At 63.5% G+C, this 17,754-nt stretch carries 14 protein-coding genes; 3 read left to right on the plus strand and 11 right to left on the minus strand.

Features of this window, described 5'->3' with window-relative positions; all coding sequences use genetic code 11:
- Positions 1-17: 17 nt before the first annotated feature.
- The 3 genes from ACH196_RS18500 to dnaJ all read right to left on the minus strand — a co-directional run bounded on the left by ACH196_RS18500 (position 18) and on the right by dnaJ (position 3,188).
- Positions 18-769 (minus strand): IS5 family transposase gene (locus ACH196_RS18500; protein ID WP_396648393.1). Its coding sequence is split into 2 segments (ribosomal slippage): positions 18-448 and positions 448-769, totalling 753 coding nucleotides; the frame shifts between segments, so codons are not numbered across the junction.
- Between the two features lie 44 nt (positions 770-813).
- Positions 814-1,473 carry an IS1595 family transposase gene (locus tag ACH196_RS18505; protein ID WP_396648394.1) on the minus strand — a complete coding sequence of 220 codons (660 nt, stop codon included), beginning with the start codon at positions 1,471-1,473 and terminating at the stop codon, positions 814-816.
- A gap of 581 nt (positions 1,474-2,054) precedes the next feature.
- A complete protein-coding gene (gene dnaJ / locus ACH196_RS18510) occupies positions 2,055-3,188 on the minus strand; it encodes a molecular chaperone DnaJ (protein WP_396648395.1) in 1,134 nt (377 codons plus the stop codon).
- 472 nt (positions 3,189-3,660) lie between these two features.
- Between dnaJ and ACH196_RS18515 the strand changes: the two genes are divergently transcribed.
- On the plus strand, positions 3,661-5,733 hold the full coding sequence (locus ACH196_RS18515; RefSeq protein WP_396648396.1) for a WecB/TagA/CpsF family glycosyltransferase: 2,073 nt from the start codon (positions 3,661-3,663) through the stop codon (positions 5,731-5,733).
- Positions 5,734-5,858: 125 nt separating this feature from the next.
- On the opposite strand, the gene ACH196_RS18520 is transcribed toward ACH196_RS18515, so the two are convergent.
- From ACH196_RS18520 to dnaK, 3 genes are all read right to left on the minus strand, one after another.
- The gene (locus ACH196_RS18520) at positions 5,859-6,806 is read right to left on the minus strand and encodes a hypothetical protein (RefSeq protein ID WP_396648397.1); all 948 of its coding nucleotides are present in this window, start codon (positions 6,804-6,806) and stop codon (positions 5,859-5,861) included.
- Between the two features lie 635 nt (positions 6,807-7,441).
- Positions 7,442-7,825 (minus strand): hypothetical protein, encoded by a 384-nt coding sequence (locus ACH196_RS18525; RefSeq protein ID WP_396648398.1) that lies wholly within the window; start codon positions 7,823-7,825, stop codon positions 7,442-7,444.
- A 73-nt stretch (positions 7,826-7,898) separates the two neighbouring features.
- Positions 7,899-9,812: a molecular chaperone DnaK gene (gene dnaK, locus ACH196_RS18530; RefSeq protein WP_396648399.1), complete on the minus strand. Its 1,914-nt coding sequence runs from the start codon at positions 9,810-9,812 to the stop codon at positions 7,899-7,901.
- A gap of 216 nt (positions 9,813-10,028) precedes the next feature.
- Here dnaK and ACH196_RS18535 point away from each other — a divergent pair, with 216 nt between their 5' ends.
- Positions 10,029-11,147: a zinc metalloprotease HtpX gene (locus tag ACH196_RS18535; RefSeq protein ID WP_396648400.1), complete on the plus strand. Its 1,119-nt coding sequence runs from the start codon at positions 10,029-10,031 to the stop codon at positions 11,145-11,147.
- Between the two features lie 479 nt (positions 11,148-11,626).
- Here ACH196_RS18535 and ACH196_RS18540 read toward each other — a convergent pair whose 3' ends face one another.
- The 5 genes from ACH196_RS18540 to ACH196_RS18560 form a co-directional block, all read right to left on the minus strand.
- Complete coding sequence (locus ACH196_RS18540; protein WP_396648401.1) at positions 11,627-13,183, minus strand: ATP-binding protein; 1,557 nt, start codon at positions 13,181-13,183, stop codon at positions 11,627-11,629.
- Positions 13,180-13,872, minus strand: a complete 693-nt coding sequence (locus tag ACH196_RS18545; protein WP_396648402.1) for a response regulator transcription factor — start codon at positions 13,870-13,872, stop codon at positions 13,180-13,182. Before ACH196_RS18545 ends, ACH196_RS18540 begins: the two co-directional genes overlap by 4 nt.
- Positions 13,873-13,882: 10 nt before the next feature.
- The gene (locus tag ACH196_RS18550; protein WP_396648403.1) at positions 13,883-15,409 is read right to left on the minus strand and encodes a DUF4173 domain-containing protein; all 1,527 of its coding nucleotides are present in this window, start codon (positions 15,407-15,409) and stop codon (positions 13,883-13,885) included.
- Positions 15,410-15,834: 425 nt separating this feature from the next.
- Entirely contained in the window at positions 15,835-16,059 is a 225-nt protein-coding gene (locus ACH196_RS18555; protein WP_396648404.1) for a hypothetical protein, read from the minus strand.
- A 236-nt stretch (positions 16,060-16,295) separates the two neighbouring features.
- Positions 16,296-16,865, minus strand: a complete 570-nt coding sequence (locus ACH196_RS18560; protein ID WP_396648405.1) for a FadR/GntR family transcriptional regulator — start codon at positions 16,863-16,865, stop codon at positions 16,296-16,298.
- On the opposite strand from ACH196_RS18560, the gene ACH196_RS18565 reads away from it, so the two are divergent.
- Entirely contained in the window at positions 16,864-17,751 is an 888-nt protein-coding gene (locus tag ACH196_RS18565) for a carbohydrate ABC transporter permease (RefSeq protein ID WP_396648406.1), read from the plus strand. The genes ACH196_RS18560 and ACH196_RS18565 overlap by 2 nt on opposite strands.
- Positions 17,752-17,754: the final 3 nt, after the last annotated feature.

The raw sequence follows: 17,754 nt of genomic DNA on the forward strand, positions 1-17,754 counted from the left end.
CTAAGGCCTGTTGAGATTCATCGCGAGTTTAAGACTGCGGCGGCGAGATGGATGATTGCGGCGAAGGAGATGTCGGTTTTGTCAGCGCGCATGGCGATGCGCTTGAACTCCTTGAGCTTGCAGAAGAAGTTCTCGATGAGATGACGCCATTTGTACATCTCGGCATCGAGCGGCAGTGGCTTGGTCCGGCGCGGATGCTGGGAGATGACGATCTTGGCGCCACGCTCGTCGAGGTCGGCTACGATGGTGTTGCTGTCGAAGGCCTTGTCGGCGATCAGCGCACCGAAATCGATGCCGTCGAACAGCGTCGGCACGCCGACGGTATCGAAGCGGTGGCCGGGCAGGAGAACGAAGCGGACCAGATTGCCGAGCGCGTCGGTGAGTGCGAGGATCTTGGTGGTCATTCCGCCCTTGGAGCGGCCTATGGCCTGGCTCTGAGTCCCCCCTTTGCGCCCTGGCCATGGCGGTGGACCTTGACGATGGTGGCGTCGATCATGGCGTACTCCATGTCGGGCGCGTCCGAGCAGGCTTCGAAAAGCCGAATGAAAACATCGGCCTTCACCCAGTCGCGGTATCGCTTGAAGACTGTGTTCCAGTTGCCGAAGAAGGCTGGAAGGTCACGCCACGGGCTGCCCGTGCGCACCACCCACAGGACCGCCTCAATGAAGCGTCGGTTGTCGCCACCGCTGCGTCCCGGGTCCGTCGGCTTGCCCAGACAATGCGGTTCCATCCTCGCCCATTGGGCGTCCGTCAGTACGAATCGTTCCATCCGAGGCTTGAATCACGATCAAGCCTCAGACGGAATCCTGAATCTCAACAGGCCTTAGAGATTGAGAGTTTGATCCAGGTTCTGAGGATCTTCAAGAGCTCGGCTGGGCTCCCATAGTTGAAGCGCCATTCACATTCCTTGAGGAACAGATGGAAGTGATGGCGCGGGATTCCGTTGTAGCGGCGCATATGGCGTTTGGTCTGGCTCCAGAAGTTCTCGATGCCGTTGATATGGCTTCCTGGCCCGATCACGAATGACTTCTGGTGGTTGATCCGATGATGGCGCAAGCCGGCAACGTCGAGCACGTCATAGGCTGGGAAAGAGTCTGAAAAGACAATGGAATCTGGCTCGACCTTGGCCTTGATGATGGGAATGAGGGCGGTTTGCCGGGAGTTGAGGATCATCTTCGTGTAGACCCGGCCGCCGCGCTTAAGGATGCCGAAGACCGCGACCTTGCCTGCCGCGCCACGTCCGCGCTTGCCCTTCCGATGGCCGCCAAAATAGCTCTCGTCGCCCTCGATCGGCGACCCGTCCTCGATCTGCGCGGCAATGATCTCGCGAAGCCGATGATAGAAGAGGGCAGCAGAGTTTTTGTTCACACCGACCAGTTCGGCAGCGGTTCGCGCCGGTGTTCCCGCCACGAAATGTTCGCACAGCCGAGCCGTCTGAATTGTCGAGAGCTTTGAATACTTTAGACGCATCATGCCATCCTAGGAGCCTCAATCTCCTAGGACAGCCCCTTTATTTAACCCCCGACGGTGAGACGGAAATTGAAGGCTACAGATATGAACAGGCCGACTTTGGACGACCCCCCGCTGGAATTTCTCCTCGTCTCGTAGGTTTATCATTCATCATGTCGATCGGAGCGGCAGTAGCATCCTGGCTCGCCTCGGCGCAGGACGCAATCGCACCGGACACTGACAAGATTCTTGCAGCGATGACCGACAATCTCAAAAGCGCAACCGATGCTCAGCGCCGACTATGATGTTGACCACGAGATCGTCAACCTGGAGGGTCAGAAGATCGAGTACAATGCATCGGGCTCTCTCGCGCTTGAGCATGGCAAGGGGTTCCGCGTTACGCGTCGTGGGTCGCGAGGGATTCGAACTGGACCTCGAAAAGCTAGCCCGCTAACCGCGTAACAGACCCCTCGACCAATCGCCGGAATCGGGTGTTGCGTGCCCCCGCAACCAATCTTGCCGCAATCCTCCCCGCTATCGCCCGCCTCCCGCGCGCTTCTTGTTGTTTTGCGATCCTCTCGTGCCGAGGCGGATCGGCCTTAAAATCAATTGTCGCCGAACGACTCGAAGAAATCCTTCATGCGCGCGAAGAAGCCGCTCGACTGCGGCGAATTCTCCTTCGAGGAGAGTTTTTCGAATTCCTCCAGCAGTTCGCGCTGGCGCTTCGTCAGGTTCTGTGGCGTCTCGACCGCGGTCTGGATGTAGAGGTCGCCGATGGTGGGCTGGCGCAGCACCGGCATGCCCTTGCCCTTCATGCGGAACTGCCGGCCGTTCTGGGTGCCTTCCGGCACTTTTACGCGGGTCTGCGACCCGTCGAGGGTGGTCACCTCGAAGGAGCCGCCGAGGGCGGCCGTCGTCATCGAGATCGGCACCTTGCAATAGAGGTCGGCGCCGTCGCGCTGGAAGAATTCGTGCGGTTTGACCGACAGGAAAATGTAGAGGTCGCCGGGCGGCCCGCCGCGCAGGCCGGCCTCACCTTCGTTGGCGAGGCGGATGCGGGTGCCGTCCTCGATGCCGGCCGGAATGTTGACCGACAGCGAACGCTCCTCGGTGACGCGGCCCTGGCCGGCGCATTTCGGGCAGGGGTCCTTGATGGTCTGGCCGCGGCCGTGACATTGCGGGCAGGTGCGCTCTATCGAGAAGAAGCCTTGCGCGGCGCGCACGCGGCCCGAGCCGGAGCACAGCGAACAGGTCACCGGCTGGGTGCCGGGTTTTGCGCCGGAGCCCGAACATTCCGTGCAGGAGATGGAGGTCGGCACGCGCACCTGCGCGGTCTTGCCAGCATAGGCCTCCTCCAGCAGGATCTCCATGTTGAAGCGCAAATCGGCGCCGCGCTCGCGCCCGCTGGACGAGCGGCGGCGTCCGCCGCCCATCATCTCGCCGAAAATGTCCTCGAAGATGTCGGAGAAGCCGCCGCCGCCGCCGGCAAAACCGGCGCCGCCGCCCATGCCGCCATTCTCGAAGGCAGCGTGGCCGAAGCGGTCATAGGCCGCGCGCTTCTGCGGGTCCTTCAGCGTCTCGTAGGCTTCGTTGATTTCCTTGAACTTGTGCTCGCAGGCCGCGTCGCCGGGATTGCGATCGGGATGGAACTGCATGGCGAGCTTGCGAAACGCGCCTTTCAGTTCCTTTTCATCGGCGCCTTTTTGCACACCGAGCGTTTCGTAAAAATCAGCTTTCATTGTCGCTCAAGGCACATCTTCCTCGCGTTGCCCGCTATCGTCTCCGATGCACGCACAAAGCCCGATTTAGTAAGCCGAAGGGCAATTTGCTATAGGCATCTGCGGTATTGCCGAGTTTTTCCGTTTGAGCGTTGCTTTCCAGTCATTTTCCTACATGCGGTCTCGATCGCGATGAGACCACCTCCGGAGGACGATTGGGCCGTCCTTTCGCCAGGCAGTGCGCCGGCCAGCAAGCGCACAAGCCGTGCGAGAGCGGCCGCGGGATGGGAACCCTTGTCGACATGCCCGGGCAAAAAGGACTTGCGCTGGCCCGCTGCTTGGTCAGGCGCAGCACGCCTGAACCGCCACTCTTGCGGCCTTCAACGGAACCCTTTGAAGCGAATGTATAATTTACCATGCCCCCGAATGTTAAACATTCTTGATGGCCGGGAAGGTATGGTACCGTGAAACGATGATGGCCGCCGAGCGCACGATGACGTCAACCATCGATTACCTGGGATTCCGCTTGCTCGACGCCGACCTTTCCGGCGTTCGCGCTGCTCTGTCGGAAGAATTGAGCGGCAGTTCGTATGGCTATGTCGTAACGCCGAACGTCGACCATGTCGTATCCTATCATCGCGGTGGCAATCCCGAGCTTGTCGCCGCATATGACCGTGCCAGATTCCAGATTTGTGACAGCCGCATACTTGCGATCCTGGCCAGGCTGAGCAATCGCCGCCTGAAGCCATGTCCCGGATCCGACCTGACGGAGAGCCTGCTGCGAAAACCGCTTGCCAATGGCCGGCGGATAGCGGTGATCGGACCCGGTCTGGCGGATTTCGAGGTTTTGCGGCAAGGATTCCCAGACGCTTCCCTCAGCCATATCGAATCCGCCGCAAGGCTCGTGGTTGGCTCGGCCGAATGGCACGAAACCGTCAGCCGCGCCCGGGACGCGGAGTGGGATCTGCTCCTCATCTGCCTTTCATTTCCGAAGCAGGAGTTCTTCGCGCTTGAACTCGCAAGGCAAGGCCGCCAGTCGGGCCTTGCTCTGTGTGTCGGCGCCAGCGTCGATTTCCTCACCGGACGCCAGACGCGGGCGCCGTCGATCATGCGGCGGACGGGGCTCGAATGGCTGTATCGCCTGGCGAGCGATCCGAAGCGCATGGTCGATCGCTACCTGGTTCGCGGCCCGGCAATCTTTCCGATCGTCGCGAATGACCTGTTCAACCCGCTGCCGCCTGCTCCCCCGCGCGACGAGGGGCAACAGCAGACGCGCATCCTGTACCTTTCCACCGTCCTTCCGCATCGGCTGCAAGGCGGCGGCGAGATATGCTCGATGAATTTCATCGAGGCCCTGAAGCAGGCCGGCTGCGAGGTTGAAGTGGTGGCCTATCAGCGCTCCGGTGAAGGAAACGCGGGAGCTTTGCCGCCAGGCTTCCACTCGCCGCGCCCGCTGGTGATCGAGAGCGGCCAATCGCGGATGCGCACGGGCTACTGGATGCTGCGGTCGATCCTGCATCGCCGCGCGTTCTCCGTCGACAAATACGTCACGCGCGCCATGCGGAGCTTCGTGCAGGCATGTCTTCGCCGCAGCCGATGGGACCTTGTCGTGATCGATCACGCGCAGGCGGGCTGGCTGCTGCCTTTGGTGCCGGAAAGTCTTCCCGTGGTTCTCGTCGCCCACAATGTCGAGCATCGCCTGTACGATTCCTATGGCGCGATGCCGTCCGGCGCCGCACCGGGCGGATTGCGGGAGCGCGTCAGGAGCGCCGTCTACAGGCGCGAGGCCCGCAGGCTGCTGGCGATCGAGAGTGAGGCGGCGCGGCGTTGCCGGGAAATCTGGAGCCTGTCCGAAAGCGACGGCGCGGAGCTTCGCTCGCTGGCGCCGGCATCCAGGGTTCGGGTCTTCGGGGTTCCCGGCCAATCCTTTCCGGAGGCGGACCGGTTGCCGGCGCCGGCCGTCGATGTCGGGCTGCTCGGCAACTGGGCCTGGGATGTCAACCGGGCAGGATTGGACTGGTTCCTGCACAGCGTAGCACCCTTGCTTCCGTCCGGACTGGAGATCGTCGTGGGCGGCAAGAGCAACGTTGCTCCGGGCACGCGGCAGGCGAACGTCCGTTTTGAAGGATTCGTGCCGGACGCCGGCGATTTTCTGCGACAGTGCCGGGTCGTGGCGATCCCGAGCACGGTGGGATCGGGCATCCAGATCAAGACGATCGAGACTCTGGCGCTCGGCGTTCCCACGGTGGCGACGCCGGTGGCGATGAGGGGGATCGACGATCCGCCATCGACGGTCCGGATCGCTTCGGATGCAAAGGAGATGGCGACCGCCATCCAGGAAGCGCTTCGCGCCGAGCGTCCGGATGGCTCTGAGGGACGGCGATGGTGGGAACAGCGCCGCGACCGGTTTCGGGCGGATATCGCTTCAGCGGTCGAGCAGATCTTTTCAGCGCATCTGCCCTCTGAAATGCCGGCCAAACCTTCTTCGGCGAGCCCAGTGACGACGAAGAGTGCGTCTGTGGCTGCCGCCCCTATCAAGCCGGAGGCATCGCTTCTTTACGACTGAGCAGGTTGTGCCGGCATCGCCAACGAGCGGCAACGGCGCTTTCCGACAGCACGGATCGTCGCCGAGGGGCGGAAAAATCTGCGCCGGCCGCCGATGCTTCGATTATCGCGTCCGTCAGGCGGATGTCATGACGTGTCGCGTCGCGGGTGATCCAGCGCGTAGTGCGCCATCGCATTGGCATGCGCCAGAATCTCGTCGACCTCGCGGATGTTTTTTCGCCGCGGCGCGTCCGGGTCGAAGCACCGCAGCCGGCAACCGGGCGCAGGCCCGCGCCGGAGTGGGGAAAAACGCCGGAACCGCACCGGGCCATGCTTGCCGCCTGCCGCCGCCGCGTCGCGGGCCGCTTTGTCGCGTTGAAGCGCGGCGTCATTGCGCGCCTTCCATCGGGCGAAACGTTGCGCCTGGCCGGAAAGATCGTCGAGTACCCGGCCGAGTGCGTCCAGCCGCAAGGTCAGCTTCGCCGCACCGATTGGATCGTCGCGCGATGGCGGCGGCGGCGGGCGGTGATAGGGCGCATCGTCGGCGAACGACCGGATGCGCGGGGCGGCATGGGCCGGCACATACTTGCGGCGGATGCGGAACGGATATTTCAGAGGATCGAGCAGCGAAAGGTTTTGTCCACGCGACCTGGCGGCGCGCCGTTCGGCGGCCTTCCGCTCGGCTTCGTAGCGGGCAAAGTCCTGCTTCGACAGATTGACGGCAAGGCCGAGGCGACGCATGGCGGCCACCGTGTCGGATATCTTCAACTTCGGCTTTCGCGGGCGGAACCGCGGCAGCGTCACCACGATGCCGCGCGACGCCGCGATGATCAGGCGGCGGGCGGCGGATTCGGCGGGGCGCAGCAGCAGAAGAATAGCGCGGTAGAGGTGGCGGGGCAGGCAGAGGGCTGGGGACGGCTTTTTCCGCCCCGTCTTTCCCGGCCGTCCCGGTCTTGGCGCGACAGCGGCTTCCCCGAGCACCAGCGACAGCGGCCTGCCGAACCCCATCTCGGCCATGCCGACGAGCATCAGCAGGATATGCTTCAGCGCTTCCCGGTATCGCTCAATCGTTGCACTTCCGTCCATCAGGTCCATCGCCGCTTCCTTTCCAGCCGGCGAGGATTATCGCACCGATCGGGAGGGCGGGGATGAACTCCCGCAAAATTCCTGGCGCGCGGCAGTGGGTGGCCGGCCAAGGCATTGAAAAGACTGGAGCGGGATTCTCGGAAACAGAATATTTTGGGATGAAGCGGCTTTTTCCATCCCCGTTTTTTACGAAGTCTGATGACTCTTTCGCTCTCCAGGATGCTCACGTCGCACTCCGTCCAACACCCCTCATCCGACCTCGCTTCGCTCGGCCACCTTCTCCCACAAGGGGAGAAGGTGGGAGCGTTGCGCATCCGCCTCTGCCAATCGCTAACGTCGATGATTGGCGGTGAGGCCGACGCGAAACTCCACCTTCTCCCCTTGTGGGAGAAGGTGGCCAAGCGAAGCGAGGTCGGATGAGGGGTGTTGGACGGAGTACGATGCGGACTTTTTTGGTACACGGGCAGCTATCCGGTATGGAGCATACAGGGAGCACCTCCCAAAAGATAATCCTTGACGATGGCGGAAAGGCGAGGCTTCCGTTGCCGCCAACACAACACATTGGAAAAGCTTGATTTTTCGAGAAGTGGCCGGCGTGCTTCAAGGCCCTCCCGGCCTTCGTGAACGGCCGTTCGAAAAGCATGTCATGCTTGTAAAACCAAGCAGAACCAAAGAGTTGGTCGCAGCTCGCGTGGTTTTTTGCGAAACAAGCATGACCCAGGGACTGACAAGGCCGACAAAGCGGCGATCGGCACGATCATGACCCACTGATCAAAGCGGATAATGAGACCGACGCCTGCAATGGGCTCGGAGTGCCGGTGCCTAGCCATCGCCGACCCGGATGCCGACCATGGAAAAGGGCCGGAATCAGATCGCCTGATCAGCCTCACCGGCTGTTTCGATGTGATCTCCCGGTTTGCAGCGACGCGGTCCGCTCCGAAGCGGTCGAGGAAATAGTCGCAGACGCCGTTCAGCACCTGCTCCGAGACGTGGCGGGCGGATGATGCCGGCATTCCGTCGAGGATCATTCCACCTTGCCCCAAATGAAAAAGAGCCCGGCACGAGTGCCGGGCTCTTTGCTCAATTGATCTGTCGGGCTGATCAGGCCGACTTCTTCTTGTCGTCCTCGTCGATCTCTTCGAAGTCGGCGTCGACGACGTCGGACTCCTTGCCCATGTCGGCCTTGGCGTCGGCTTCCGCCGCTTCCTTCTGGGAAGCTTCGTACATGGCCTGGCCGAGCTTCATCGACACTTCGGCCAGCGTCTGCGACTTCGCCTGGATGGCATCGGCGTCGTCGCCCTCGGCAGCCGTCTTCAGGGCGGCGATGGCGTCGGCGATCGCGGTGCGATCGGCCTCCGAAACCTTCTCGCCATATTCCTTCAGCGACTTCTCGGACGAATGCACCAGAGCCTCGGCCTGGTTCTTCGCCTCGACCAAAGCACGCCGCTTCTTGTCAGCCTCGGCATTGGCCTCGGCGTCCTTCACCATCTTCTCGATGTCGGCGTCGGAAAGGCCGCCGGAAGCCTGGATGCGGATCTGGTGCTCCTTGCCGGTGCCCTTGTCCTTGGCCGTGACGTTGACGATGCCATTGGCATCGATGTCGAACGACACCTCGATCTGCGGCACGCCGCGCGGCGCGGGCGGGATGCCGACCAGGTCGAACTGGCCGAGCGCCTTGTTGTCAGCCGCCATCTCGCGCTCGCCCTGGAAGACGCGGATGGTGACCGCGCCCTGGTTGTCCTCGGCGGTGGAGAAGGTCTGGCTCTTCTTGGTCGGGATCGTCGTGTTGCGCTCGATGAGACGCGTGAACACGCCGCCCAGCGTCTCGATGCCCAGCGACAGCGGGGTCACGTCGAGCAGCAGCACGTCCTTGACGTCGCCCTGCAGCACGCCGGCCTGGATCGCCGCGCCCAGCGCCACCACCTCATCGGGGTTGACGCCCTTGTGCGGCTCCTTGCCGAAGAACTGCTTCACGATCTCCTGGACCTTGGGCATGCGGGTCATGCCGCCGACAAGCACCACCTCGTCGATCTCGCCTGCCTTGAGGCCGGCATCCTTGAGCGCCGCCTTGCAGGGCTCGACGGTGCGCTGGATCAGGTCGTCGACGAGCTGCTCGAACTTGGCACGCGTCAGCTTCATCGTCAGGTGTTTTGGACCGGTCTGGTCGGCGGTGATGAAGGGCAGGTTGATCTCGGTCTGCGAGGAGGACGACAGCTCGATCTTCGCCTTTTCCGCGGCCTCCTTGAGGCGCTGCAAGGCGAGCTTGTCGTTCTTCAGGTCGATGCCCTGTTCCTTCTTGAACTCGGCCGCCAGGTATTCGACCAGGCGCATGTCGAAATCCTCGCCGCCGAGGAAGGTGTCGCCATTGGTCGACTTCACCTCGAATACGCCGTCGCCGATCTCCAGCACCGAAATGTCGAAGGTGCCGCCGCCAAGGTCGTAGACGGCGATGGTCTTGCCGTCCTTCTTGTCGAGGCCATAGGCGAGGGCGGCCGCCGTCGGCTCGTTGATGATGCGCAGCACTTCGAGGCCGGCGATCTTGCCGGCGTCCTTGGTGGCCTGGCGCTGGGCGTCATTGAAATAGGCGGGAACGGTGATGACCGCCTTCTCGACCTTCTCGCCGAGATAGGCTTCCGCCGTCTCCTTCATCTTCTGCAGGATGGTCGCCGAAATCTGCGAGGGCGACTGCTTCTTGCCGGCGGCCTCGACCCAGGCGTCGCCATTGTCGCCCTTCACGATGTGATAGGGGACGAGCTTCTTGTCCTTCTCCGTCACCGGATCGTCGAAGCGGCGGCCGATGAGGCGCTTCACCGCGAAGATGGTGTTTTCCGGATTGGTCACCGCCTGGCGCTTTGCCGGCTGGCCGACCAGACGTTCGCCGTCGCCGGTGAAGGCGACGATGGAGGGCGTGGTGCGCGCGCCTTCCGCATTTTCAATGACCTTGGCGTCCTTGCCGTCCATGACGGCGACGCAGGAATTGGTCGTCCCCAGGTCGATGCCGATTACTTTTGCCATGTTCTAGTCTCTCCGTTTAGCAGGTTTTCAGGACCCATGAGGCGTTCCGACGAAAACCCCTGTCTTCAGGAAATTCGCCAAGCGGACCGTTGCAACGGCCGCCCGGCGGCTGTGGCGCGTATATAAGAAGAGCACTTTCGCCGCGCAAGCGTCGTCGGGGCGGCATGCGGTGGGAAAATATAGGCAAAACACCCTCGTGTTCCCCATATTGAGCGGATGACCGCAACCACCACGATCGATCCCGGCGCGCTGCGCCGGCACCGGCTGACCAACGCCCTGCACACCGGCCTGCTGGCGGGCGGCAGCCTGCTGCTGCTTGCCGTCACCGCCTGGGTTTTTGGCGGGTTTTTCGGCGTCGTGCTGGCGGTTGGCTTTGGTGCGGTGTCGCTGGCGGCGATGCGGCGCGTCAGCCCGCAGATGGTGCTTTCCATGTACAAGGCGCGGCCGGTCAGCGAGGCCGAATTCCCGGCCGGCCTGCGTATCGTTCGTGTGCTCGCCCAGCGAGCCAATCTGCCGGCAGTGCCAAAGCTCTATGTCATTCCGTCGCAGATGCTGAACGCTTTCGCGGTCGGTCGGCGCGACGATTCCGTCATCGCCATCACCGATGCGCTGGCGCGGCGGTTGACCACCCGCGAGCTTGCCGGCGTGCTCGCCCACGAGATCAGCCATATCGCGCATGAGGACATCAAGGTGATGGCGCTGGCCGATATCGTCTCGCGCTTCACCTCGGTGATGTCGACCGTCGGCCTGTTCACGCTGTTCATCAATCTCGGCGGCCTGTTCGGCGGTGTCGGCGAGCAGGTGCCATGGCTGGCCGTGCTCGTGCTTCTCGCCGCCCCCACCGTCGGCGGGCTGCTGCAGATGGCGTTGTCGCGCACCCGCGAGTTCGATGCGGATTTCGGCGCCGCGGTGCTGACCGGCGACCCCGATGGCCTGGCTTCGGCGCTGCAGAAGCTGGAACAAGCACGGGGCAGGCTGTGGGAGGGCATCCTGCTGCCTGGCGGCCGCATCCCCGACCCGTCGGTGCTGCGCACCCACCCGGCGACCAGGGACAGGCTGGAGCGGCTGGCGGCGCTGAAGGCCGAGATGGGCGCCCTGGCCGGCGAGGCGGCGATCGTCCTGCCTTCGTCATCCGAGCCGGCCAGGCCGATCCCGGTTCCGCGCCGCTCGATCGTTCCGCGCATCCATCAGCATGGCGGTCGCCACGGGCCGCTCTACAGTGCGCTGATGGCGCCGCTGGCGGTAATCGGCGACGGTCCGGGCTGCGAAAGCGCCCTGCATGCACCGGACGGCGCGCCACGCATTCGCCTGCTGCGCGGCGGCGTCTGGTGGTAGCGCGCCAACGCTCCGATCATCGCCTCGCATTATGCCAACGGCCGTTTAGACTGACCGTCTCGCCCCTCCGGCGCTTCGGGCCACCTCTCCCATCGCGCGGCTATCGGATTCACACATTTCAAGACGCCGGTTGCAGCCCACATCGGGATATTCTGCACCGGCTTTGGTGTCATCGAGTCCGAGGCATGGATTCCCGACACTCTCCGCTCGCTTCGCTCGCTCACGAGGCCAGGAATGACGACAATGATGGTCCGTCTTAGCTAATCTCCAGCTTTGACGACTAGCTGAAGCGGAACGTGAGTGTCGTCATTCCCGGCCTCGTGAGCGAGCGAAGCGAGCGGAGAGTGTCGGGAATCCATGCCTCGATAGTGGCGAAGCCAAAGCCGGCGAAGAACCGGCTGTGTCCGGCCGATCGGCAAGCCTGCGTCCAACATCCGAAATGTGTAAACACGATGGCATCAAGGGGGAGGAGAGTGGCGTTAACCGGCCCCCGGCAAGGTGATGACGAAGCGCGTACCGGATGGGCTGTCGGCGAGCGCGACGGCCCCGTCATGCGCCTTGACTAGTGCGGCGACGATGCCCAGCCCCATGCCGGTCCCGCCGCTGTCGCGCCGTGTCGTGAAGAACGGCTCGAAGATCCGCGTCCGGTTGTTCGGCGAGATGCCGCTGCCGTCGTCGTCGGCGAGGATCGTGACCGTGCCGGCGCCCGAGGCGGACAGCCAGAAATTCGCCGCGCCATGCCGCGCCGAATTGTCGGCGAGGTTCCTGAATACGATCGCGGCATTCTCCGCCGACATGCGGAAACGGATGTCCGGACCTGCTTCTACTTTGACCGCCAGCCGCTGCTCGGGACCAAGCGTTGCAAGCGCCTCGGTGAGCGAAGTCGTTTCGCCTGTCAGGACCGTGCTTTCGGCGCGCGCCAGTTCGATCAGCCGGCGCACCAGGCCTTTCAGCCTTTCCGTATCGGCGACGATATTGGCGTGAAAACGCGCCCGCGTCGCCTCGTCCATGCCTTCGCCCGCGTCCCTCAGCAATTCGGCGGCGCCCTGGATCGCCGTCAGTGGCGATTTCAGCTCGTGCGAGACATGGGTGGCGAAGGTACGGATCGTGTCGGAGCGCGCCTGCAGTTTTCGCGCCATGTCGAGGAAGGCGCCGGCAAGCTCGGCCATCTCGCGGGTGCCATGATGGCTGAGCGGACGGATCGCGTCACGGTCGCCGGCGGCGATGCGGGCGGTGCGGTCCATCAGCTCGTACATCGGCCGGCTGACGGTGCGGATGAAGACGAAGGCGATCATCAGCGTGGCGGCGAGGATGGTGACGGCCGCCAGCGCCAGCTTGCCGCGCTCGCCGTAGAGATGTTTTACGACATTGCTCGGCGTTCGCGACATGTAGACCACGCCGGCGACGCGGTCGTCGACCACGACCGGCATCGCGACGAAGATGCGCAGCATCGTGCCGCGGCTCACCGAATAGAGCGGCGGCGCCGGCCTGTCGCGGATGCGCGAGCGCAAGCGGCTGGCGTATTGGCCGGCGAGCGCGGCTCGAACCTCCTCGACATCGGACAGCGACCGACCGACCTCGCTGCCGCCGGCGATCACCACACCTGACGGATCGAGCAGCCGGAAGCCGGCCAGCGTCGATTGCTGCGCCGTATCGAGTATTCCCGAGAATTTCGGACCGAGCGCGGCGAGGAGGGGATAGGGGACGCCCGGCGCCGAGGCCGGCCGTGGCGGCAGGATGGGGTCGAGTGCCAGGTCGAGTTCCGGCTCGATCGGCCGCAGGCGTTCGGCGCGTTCGGATTCGGGTCTATCCGGCACCGCCGCCCCCAGCGACGAGGCCGGCACCGCCAGCCGCACCTCGGCGGCGAAGGCGGCGGCAATAACCGCGCCCTGCCCGATCAACTCGGCCTCGGTCTGGCGGATCAACTGGTTTTCATAAACCCGGAAGAAGAACAGCCCGGCCAGCGGCAGCGCCAGCACCGTCAGCAGGATGGCGAGCACCACGAACCCAAGACGCGGACGCCATTTGTCCCTCACGCCCCGCACCTGCCGAGCCGGAAGCCGACGCCGTGCACGGTCTCGACGGCATCGCTGCAGCCGGCGGCGGCGAACTTGGCGCGGATGTTGCGGATGTGGCTGTCGACGGTGCGGTCGGAGATGTGGATGTTGGCGGCGTGGCTGGCATCGACGATCTGGGCACGCGTCAGCACGTATGTCGGGCGGGCCATCAGCCGCTTGACGATGGCGAACTCGATCGCGGTGAAATCGAGGTCGATCTCGCCGAAGCGGACGGTACGCCGCGCCGGACGCAGCGTCAGCCGGCCAAACGCCATCGGCTCGTCGTCATCCGCCTCCGGTTCAGGGCGGGCGCGCCGCAGGATGACATTGACGCGGGCGATCAGCTCGCGCGGGCTGAACGGTTTCGTCACATAGTCGTCGCCGCCCATTTCGAGGCCGAGGATACGGTCGATCTCCTCGTCGCGGGCCGACAGGAACAGGATGGGCAGGCGCGAGGTCTTGCGCAACTCGCGGCAGACCTCAAGCCCGTCCATCTCCGGCATGCCAACGTCGAGGATCATCAGGTCGGCGGGCTTTAGCTGGGCCTGGCGCAGCGCCGCCGCGCCGTCGCCGACGGATTCGACGACCATGCCGGCTTTTTCCAGCGCGAAGCAGATGACCTCGCGGATATGGGGATCGTCGTCGGCGACAAGGATGCGATGGGCCATCGGCGGTCTCTCAGCGATCGAAACGGGGCGGCGGGTCCATTGGAAACGGCGACGCCGGGTTTCGTTCCAGATAGCGTGAAAGCCGCCAGCCGCGAAACGTCCATGCGCGCCATTCCGCGCTGCGCTCGCGATGACGGGCCGCCAGCGACCCGCGCTCGCGGCGAAGCCAAATCGCGTCGGCCACGCGCCCGAATTTAGCGTCCTTGAGCAACACGTCGATTGCCGGAACCGCCTCGGGACCGAGTGCGAAAAGATAGGATCGATCCAGTTGCTGCCCCCGACCGCTCATCTCGAAACTGTGGCGAACGTTGTAGTCCGCGATCAGCCCGGCGAAATTGACGAAACAGCACGCATAAAGCGTGAGAGAAAGCGTCAGAAGATTGGCGGCCATGAGCCATGAATTGGGCTTCTGCAGCGCGATGCGCGCCATGATCAGCGCGAGGCCGGCTGCGACCAGCATCATCCAGACGAACGCCGCCACGCGCCAGTAGGTCAGGGAGTAGATACCGACATAGAGATCGAGCCGCAGGATGGAGGACGCTACGAGCACGATGTTCTGCACGGTCCAGAGATAGACGAGGAGGCGGATCGGCCGATCGGCGGCGATCGTGCTGCCCGGACGCATTGCGGCAAGGACAAAACATGCGGCGAGAAGAGCGGTGACGATCAGCGGATAGGCGCCGCGATGTGCGTAGCCGGCATAGGTAAGCCCGTCCGGCAAGGCCACGCCGCCCCACAGATAGGCGCCATCGAGAACGGTCTGGACGGCGAAAATGAGATTGAAGACGAGCAAGGCGCGCAGGATCGCCTTCTTGCCGAAAAGCGCCTCATGCAATCGGTCCGGCGCAGCGACAGGTCTGGACAAGGGCGGCACTGTCATGAGCGAACGAACGCGGATATTCGGCGCGCGGGGCCGCAGGAAAGCCCAGATATAAAGAGCGGCAATGATCCAAAAGAGCGTTCGCCAGAACCCGAGCAGTTCAAGCAACGCCCAGGGATCGAGCAGCGACAGCCAGTGTTCGACGACCGGATTGGCGATGCCGAATAGCGCGACAAAGACGGCGGCGAGCGAAACCGGCATGATCCAGCCGATCATGCCGATCAGGCGTATCGTGGCGCGGCCCATGCGTTTCGATGCTCGTCGCCAGCGGCGGATGTCCATCGGGAAGCGGAACGGGGCGGCGAGCAGGAACGCCGGGATCTGCAACGTCCTATGCGCCAGGCCGGCGCGCAGCCGCCGTGCCGACGCGAGTGCGAACAAGGCGAGCGAAATCAGCGCCATTGACACGGACAATGCGCTTACATTCTCGGCCAAAGGCAGCAACCCGGCAGGGATAAGCAGGCACCTGAACAACAGCGACCGATCGTGATGTGGCGAATTGGCTACCGTGATCCCTGCAAACAGAAGCGCCGCGAAGAGCAGCAGCGACAGCCCGACCGGTCTATCGAACAGCAGAAAATCGGCAGCCGCCGTCAACAGCACGGCCAAGCCTGTGCGGACTCCAAAATTGGGAGCCATCGTGACCTGACGCATCATGATCAGGCCCTCGGTTCGGAAGGGACGTTGTATCCAGCGTTGGATCGCGAGGCTGGCTTTCGAAACGGCAATATTTTCGCATTCGGCCCGCGCCTCGACGGGGCGTCGAGCCACCAGCCGTCAAAGAGAATGGTGGTTGGAAGCCGTTCGGGCTGGACAGGATAAGAACTGTTTTTCATGCCACGTTTGTGGCCGCGGTTCATGGACAACCCGCGCCGCAAGCTGGCAGAGTCTCAGGGGTTGCGTGCAGAAATTGTGCAGTGCCCTTTGTCCACCTCCGTGGCGGAGGATGTCACGCTCCCTGACGGAGAATGTCGCAACGACAGGGCCATCATGAGCGGCGTGAGAAGCGAGCAAATCCCAACTCCGAACCGACCCCTCGCGAATCGAAACTTCGACCTGAGGATTAGCCGGTCGGGGGAAGGTTAGGTGGGCCTGCGCCTTATTTTCCCCTTGGCCGGGAGGGGGCTCTCCCCGGATCGCGATGGTCTAAGCCCTCGCAAAATATCGCCGGATTCAAGATAGGCCATGGCCAGCAGGTGGGTCAGCAGATCGCAGCGTTCCGCCTCCGCCAGATCCTTCAGTTCACGCAAAGCGGCATGGATGCGAGTCAATTGAGTTCGTGTGTGATCCTTGAGATGAATGTTCATCCGAGATCCCCCCGCTTCTGCGTTGCAGTTCCGCGGTCCTTAAATACCTCATGTACGCAGCGCAGGGTTCACCGGTTTCAGTCGGAGCGGGGCCTGTGCGGGCCAAACTGCTTCAATGGTGAAGATTGGCTTAATGCCCGCAAAGATCGGCACCATTCCCATGATGCGTTCAGCGCACCACCGCTGTTGCGAAGGGCTTTGCGGCGGGCGAGCCGGCCGCCCAAGGCCGTGGGTACCTATTGCCAGATATTGATGGTCGCCAGGGTCCGCATCAGGTGATCCGAGACCAGTTCCTCCGCGCGCTTGGCATTGCGCGCGTCGATGGCGTCGACGATGGCCTTCAGGTCCTTGTGCGTCTGCCGGCGCACCGCGTCAGGCGCCGGCTTATCCGTATCGTGGCCGTCGAACAGCACCGCGCGGCGGTCGTCAAGAATGCTCGCCATGATCTGCATCAGGAACTTGTTCTTGGTGCTGGCGAACATCTGCCGGTGCAGGGCGTAGATCTGCTCCTTGAAATCCTCCCAGGTCGGGGCCGTGAGGATCTGCTCGAGGATGCGCCGCATCTCGGCGATCTCTTCGTCCTGCACCCGCGTCACCACCAGATGCATCATCGCCGGCTCGAACAGCAGCCGGCCTTCGACGATCTCGGCGAAGGAGGGCACTGCCTCGTGGCTCCCAATGCTGGTCTGGTCCATGCGGTCGAAAACGAGGTCGGCGTCGTCGGTCAGATAGGTGCCGCTGCCGACGCGCCGCGACACCAGCCCACCCGCGCCCTGCACTCCGATCTGTTCGCGAGCGAATGACATGCAGGGTCGGCTCAATCCTTTCGCGACCTTCCTGTTTGCTTCGCTGATCCTGATCTTCACCGGCGGGCCGGTCATCCTGTCGCTGGTCGGCAGCCTTGTGCCGGACCGGGTGCTGCTGGATTCAAGCAAGCCGCTGTTCAGCGAAGGGCTGAATTTCGACACCTATCGCTACGTCTTCACCGGCCAGCTTCCCGATTCCTATCTGGCCGAGAACGCCAACCGCGCCATGATCTCGGATGCGGCGCGCCAGGTGCCGCGAAGCCTGCTCAACAGCGGCGTTATCGCGCTGTCCTCAATGCTGCTGAACCTGCTGCTCGGCGCGCCGGCCGCCTTCATCTTCGCCCGCTACCTGTTTCCGGGCAAGAAACTCACCTTCATGTTCCTGATCATGAGCCCGCTGGTGCCGGCGGTGGCGCTGGTCACCCCGATCTACATGATGCTCCAGGCATTCGGCCTAGTCGGCACGCAGGCCGGCATCATCCTGGTGCACACAGCCAAGGCTCTGCCCTTCACGGTGCTTATCCTGTCGGTGTTCTTCCGGAAAATGCCGGCGGAAATTTTCGAGGCGGCGGTGCTCGACCATTGCAGCCGGTTGCAAGCCTTTTTCCGCATAGCCCTGCCTCTGGCGCTGCCGTCGATCGGCGCGACGGGGCTGTTCGCCTTCATGCTCTCCTATTCGGAATACATGTTCTCCATGGTGCTTTCCGGCGACGCGGCGACACGGCCGGTGTCGGTGGTGATGGCGGCGCTCGCCCGCAACACCGACTTGTCCTGGAGCCTGCTCAACACCGCGATCTTCATCGCGATCGTGCCGACGCTGCTGCTGGTCGTCCTCGTCTGGCGGTTCGTCGTCGAAGGCCTGCTCAGCGGCGCCGTCAAGGGATAACAT

Origin of the sequence: Mesorhizobium sp. IMUNJ 23232, assembly GCF_044326205.1 — a bacterium.
Classification (GTDB): domain Bacteria; phylum Pseudomonadota; class Alphaproteobacteria; order Rhizobiales; family Rhizobiaceae; genus Kumtagia.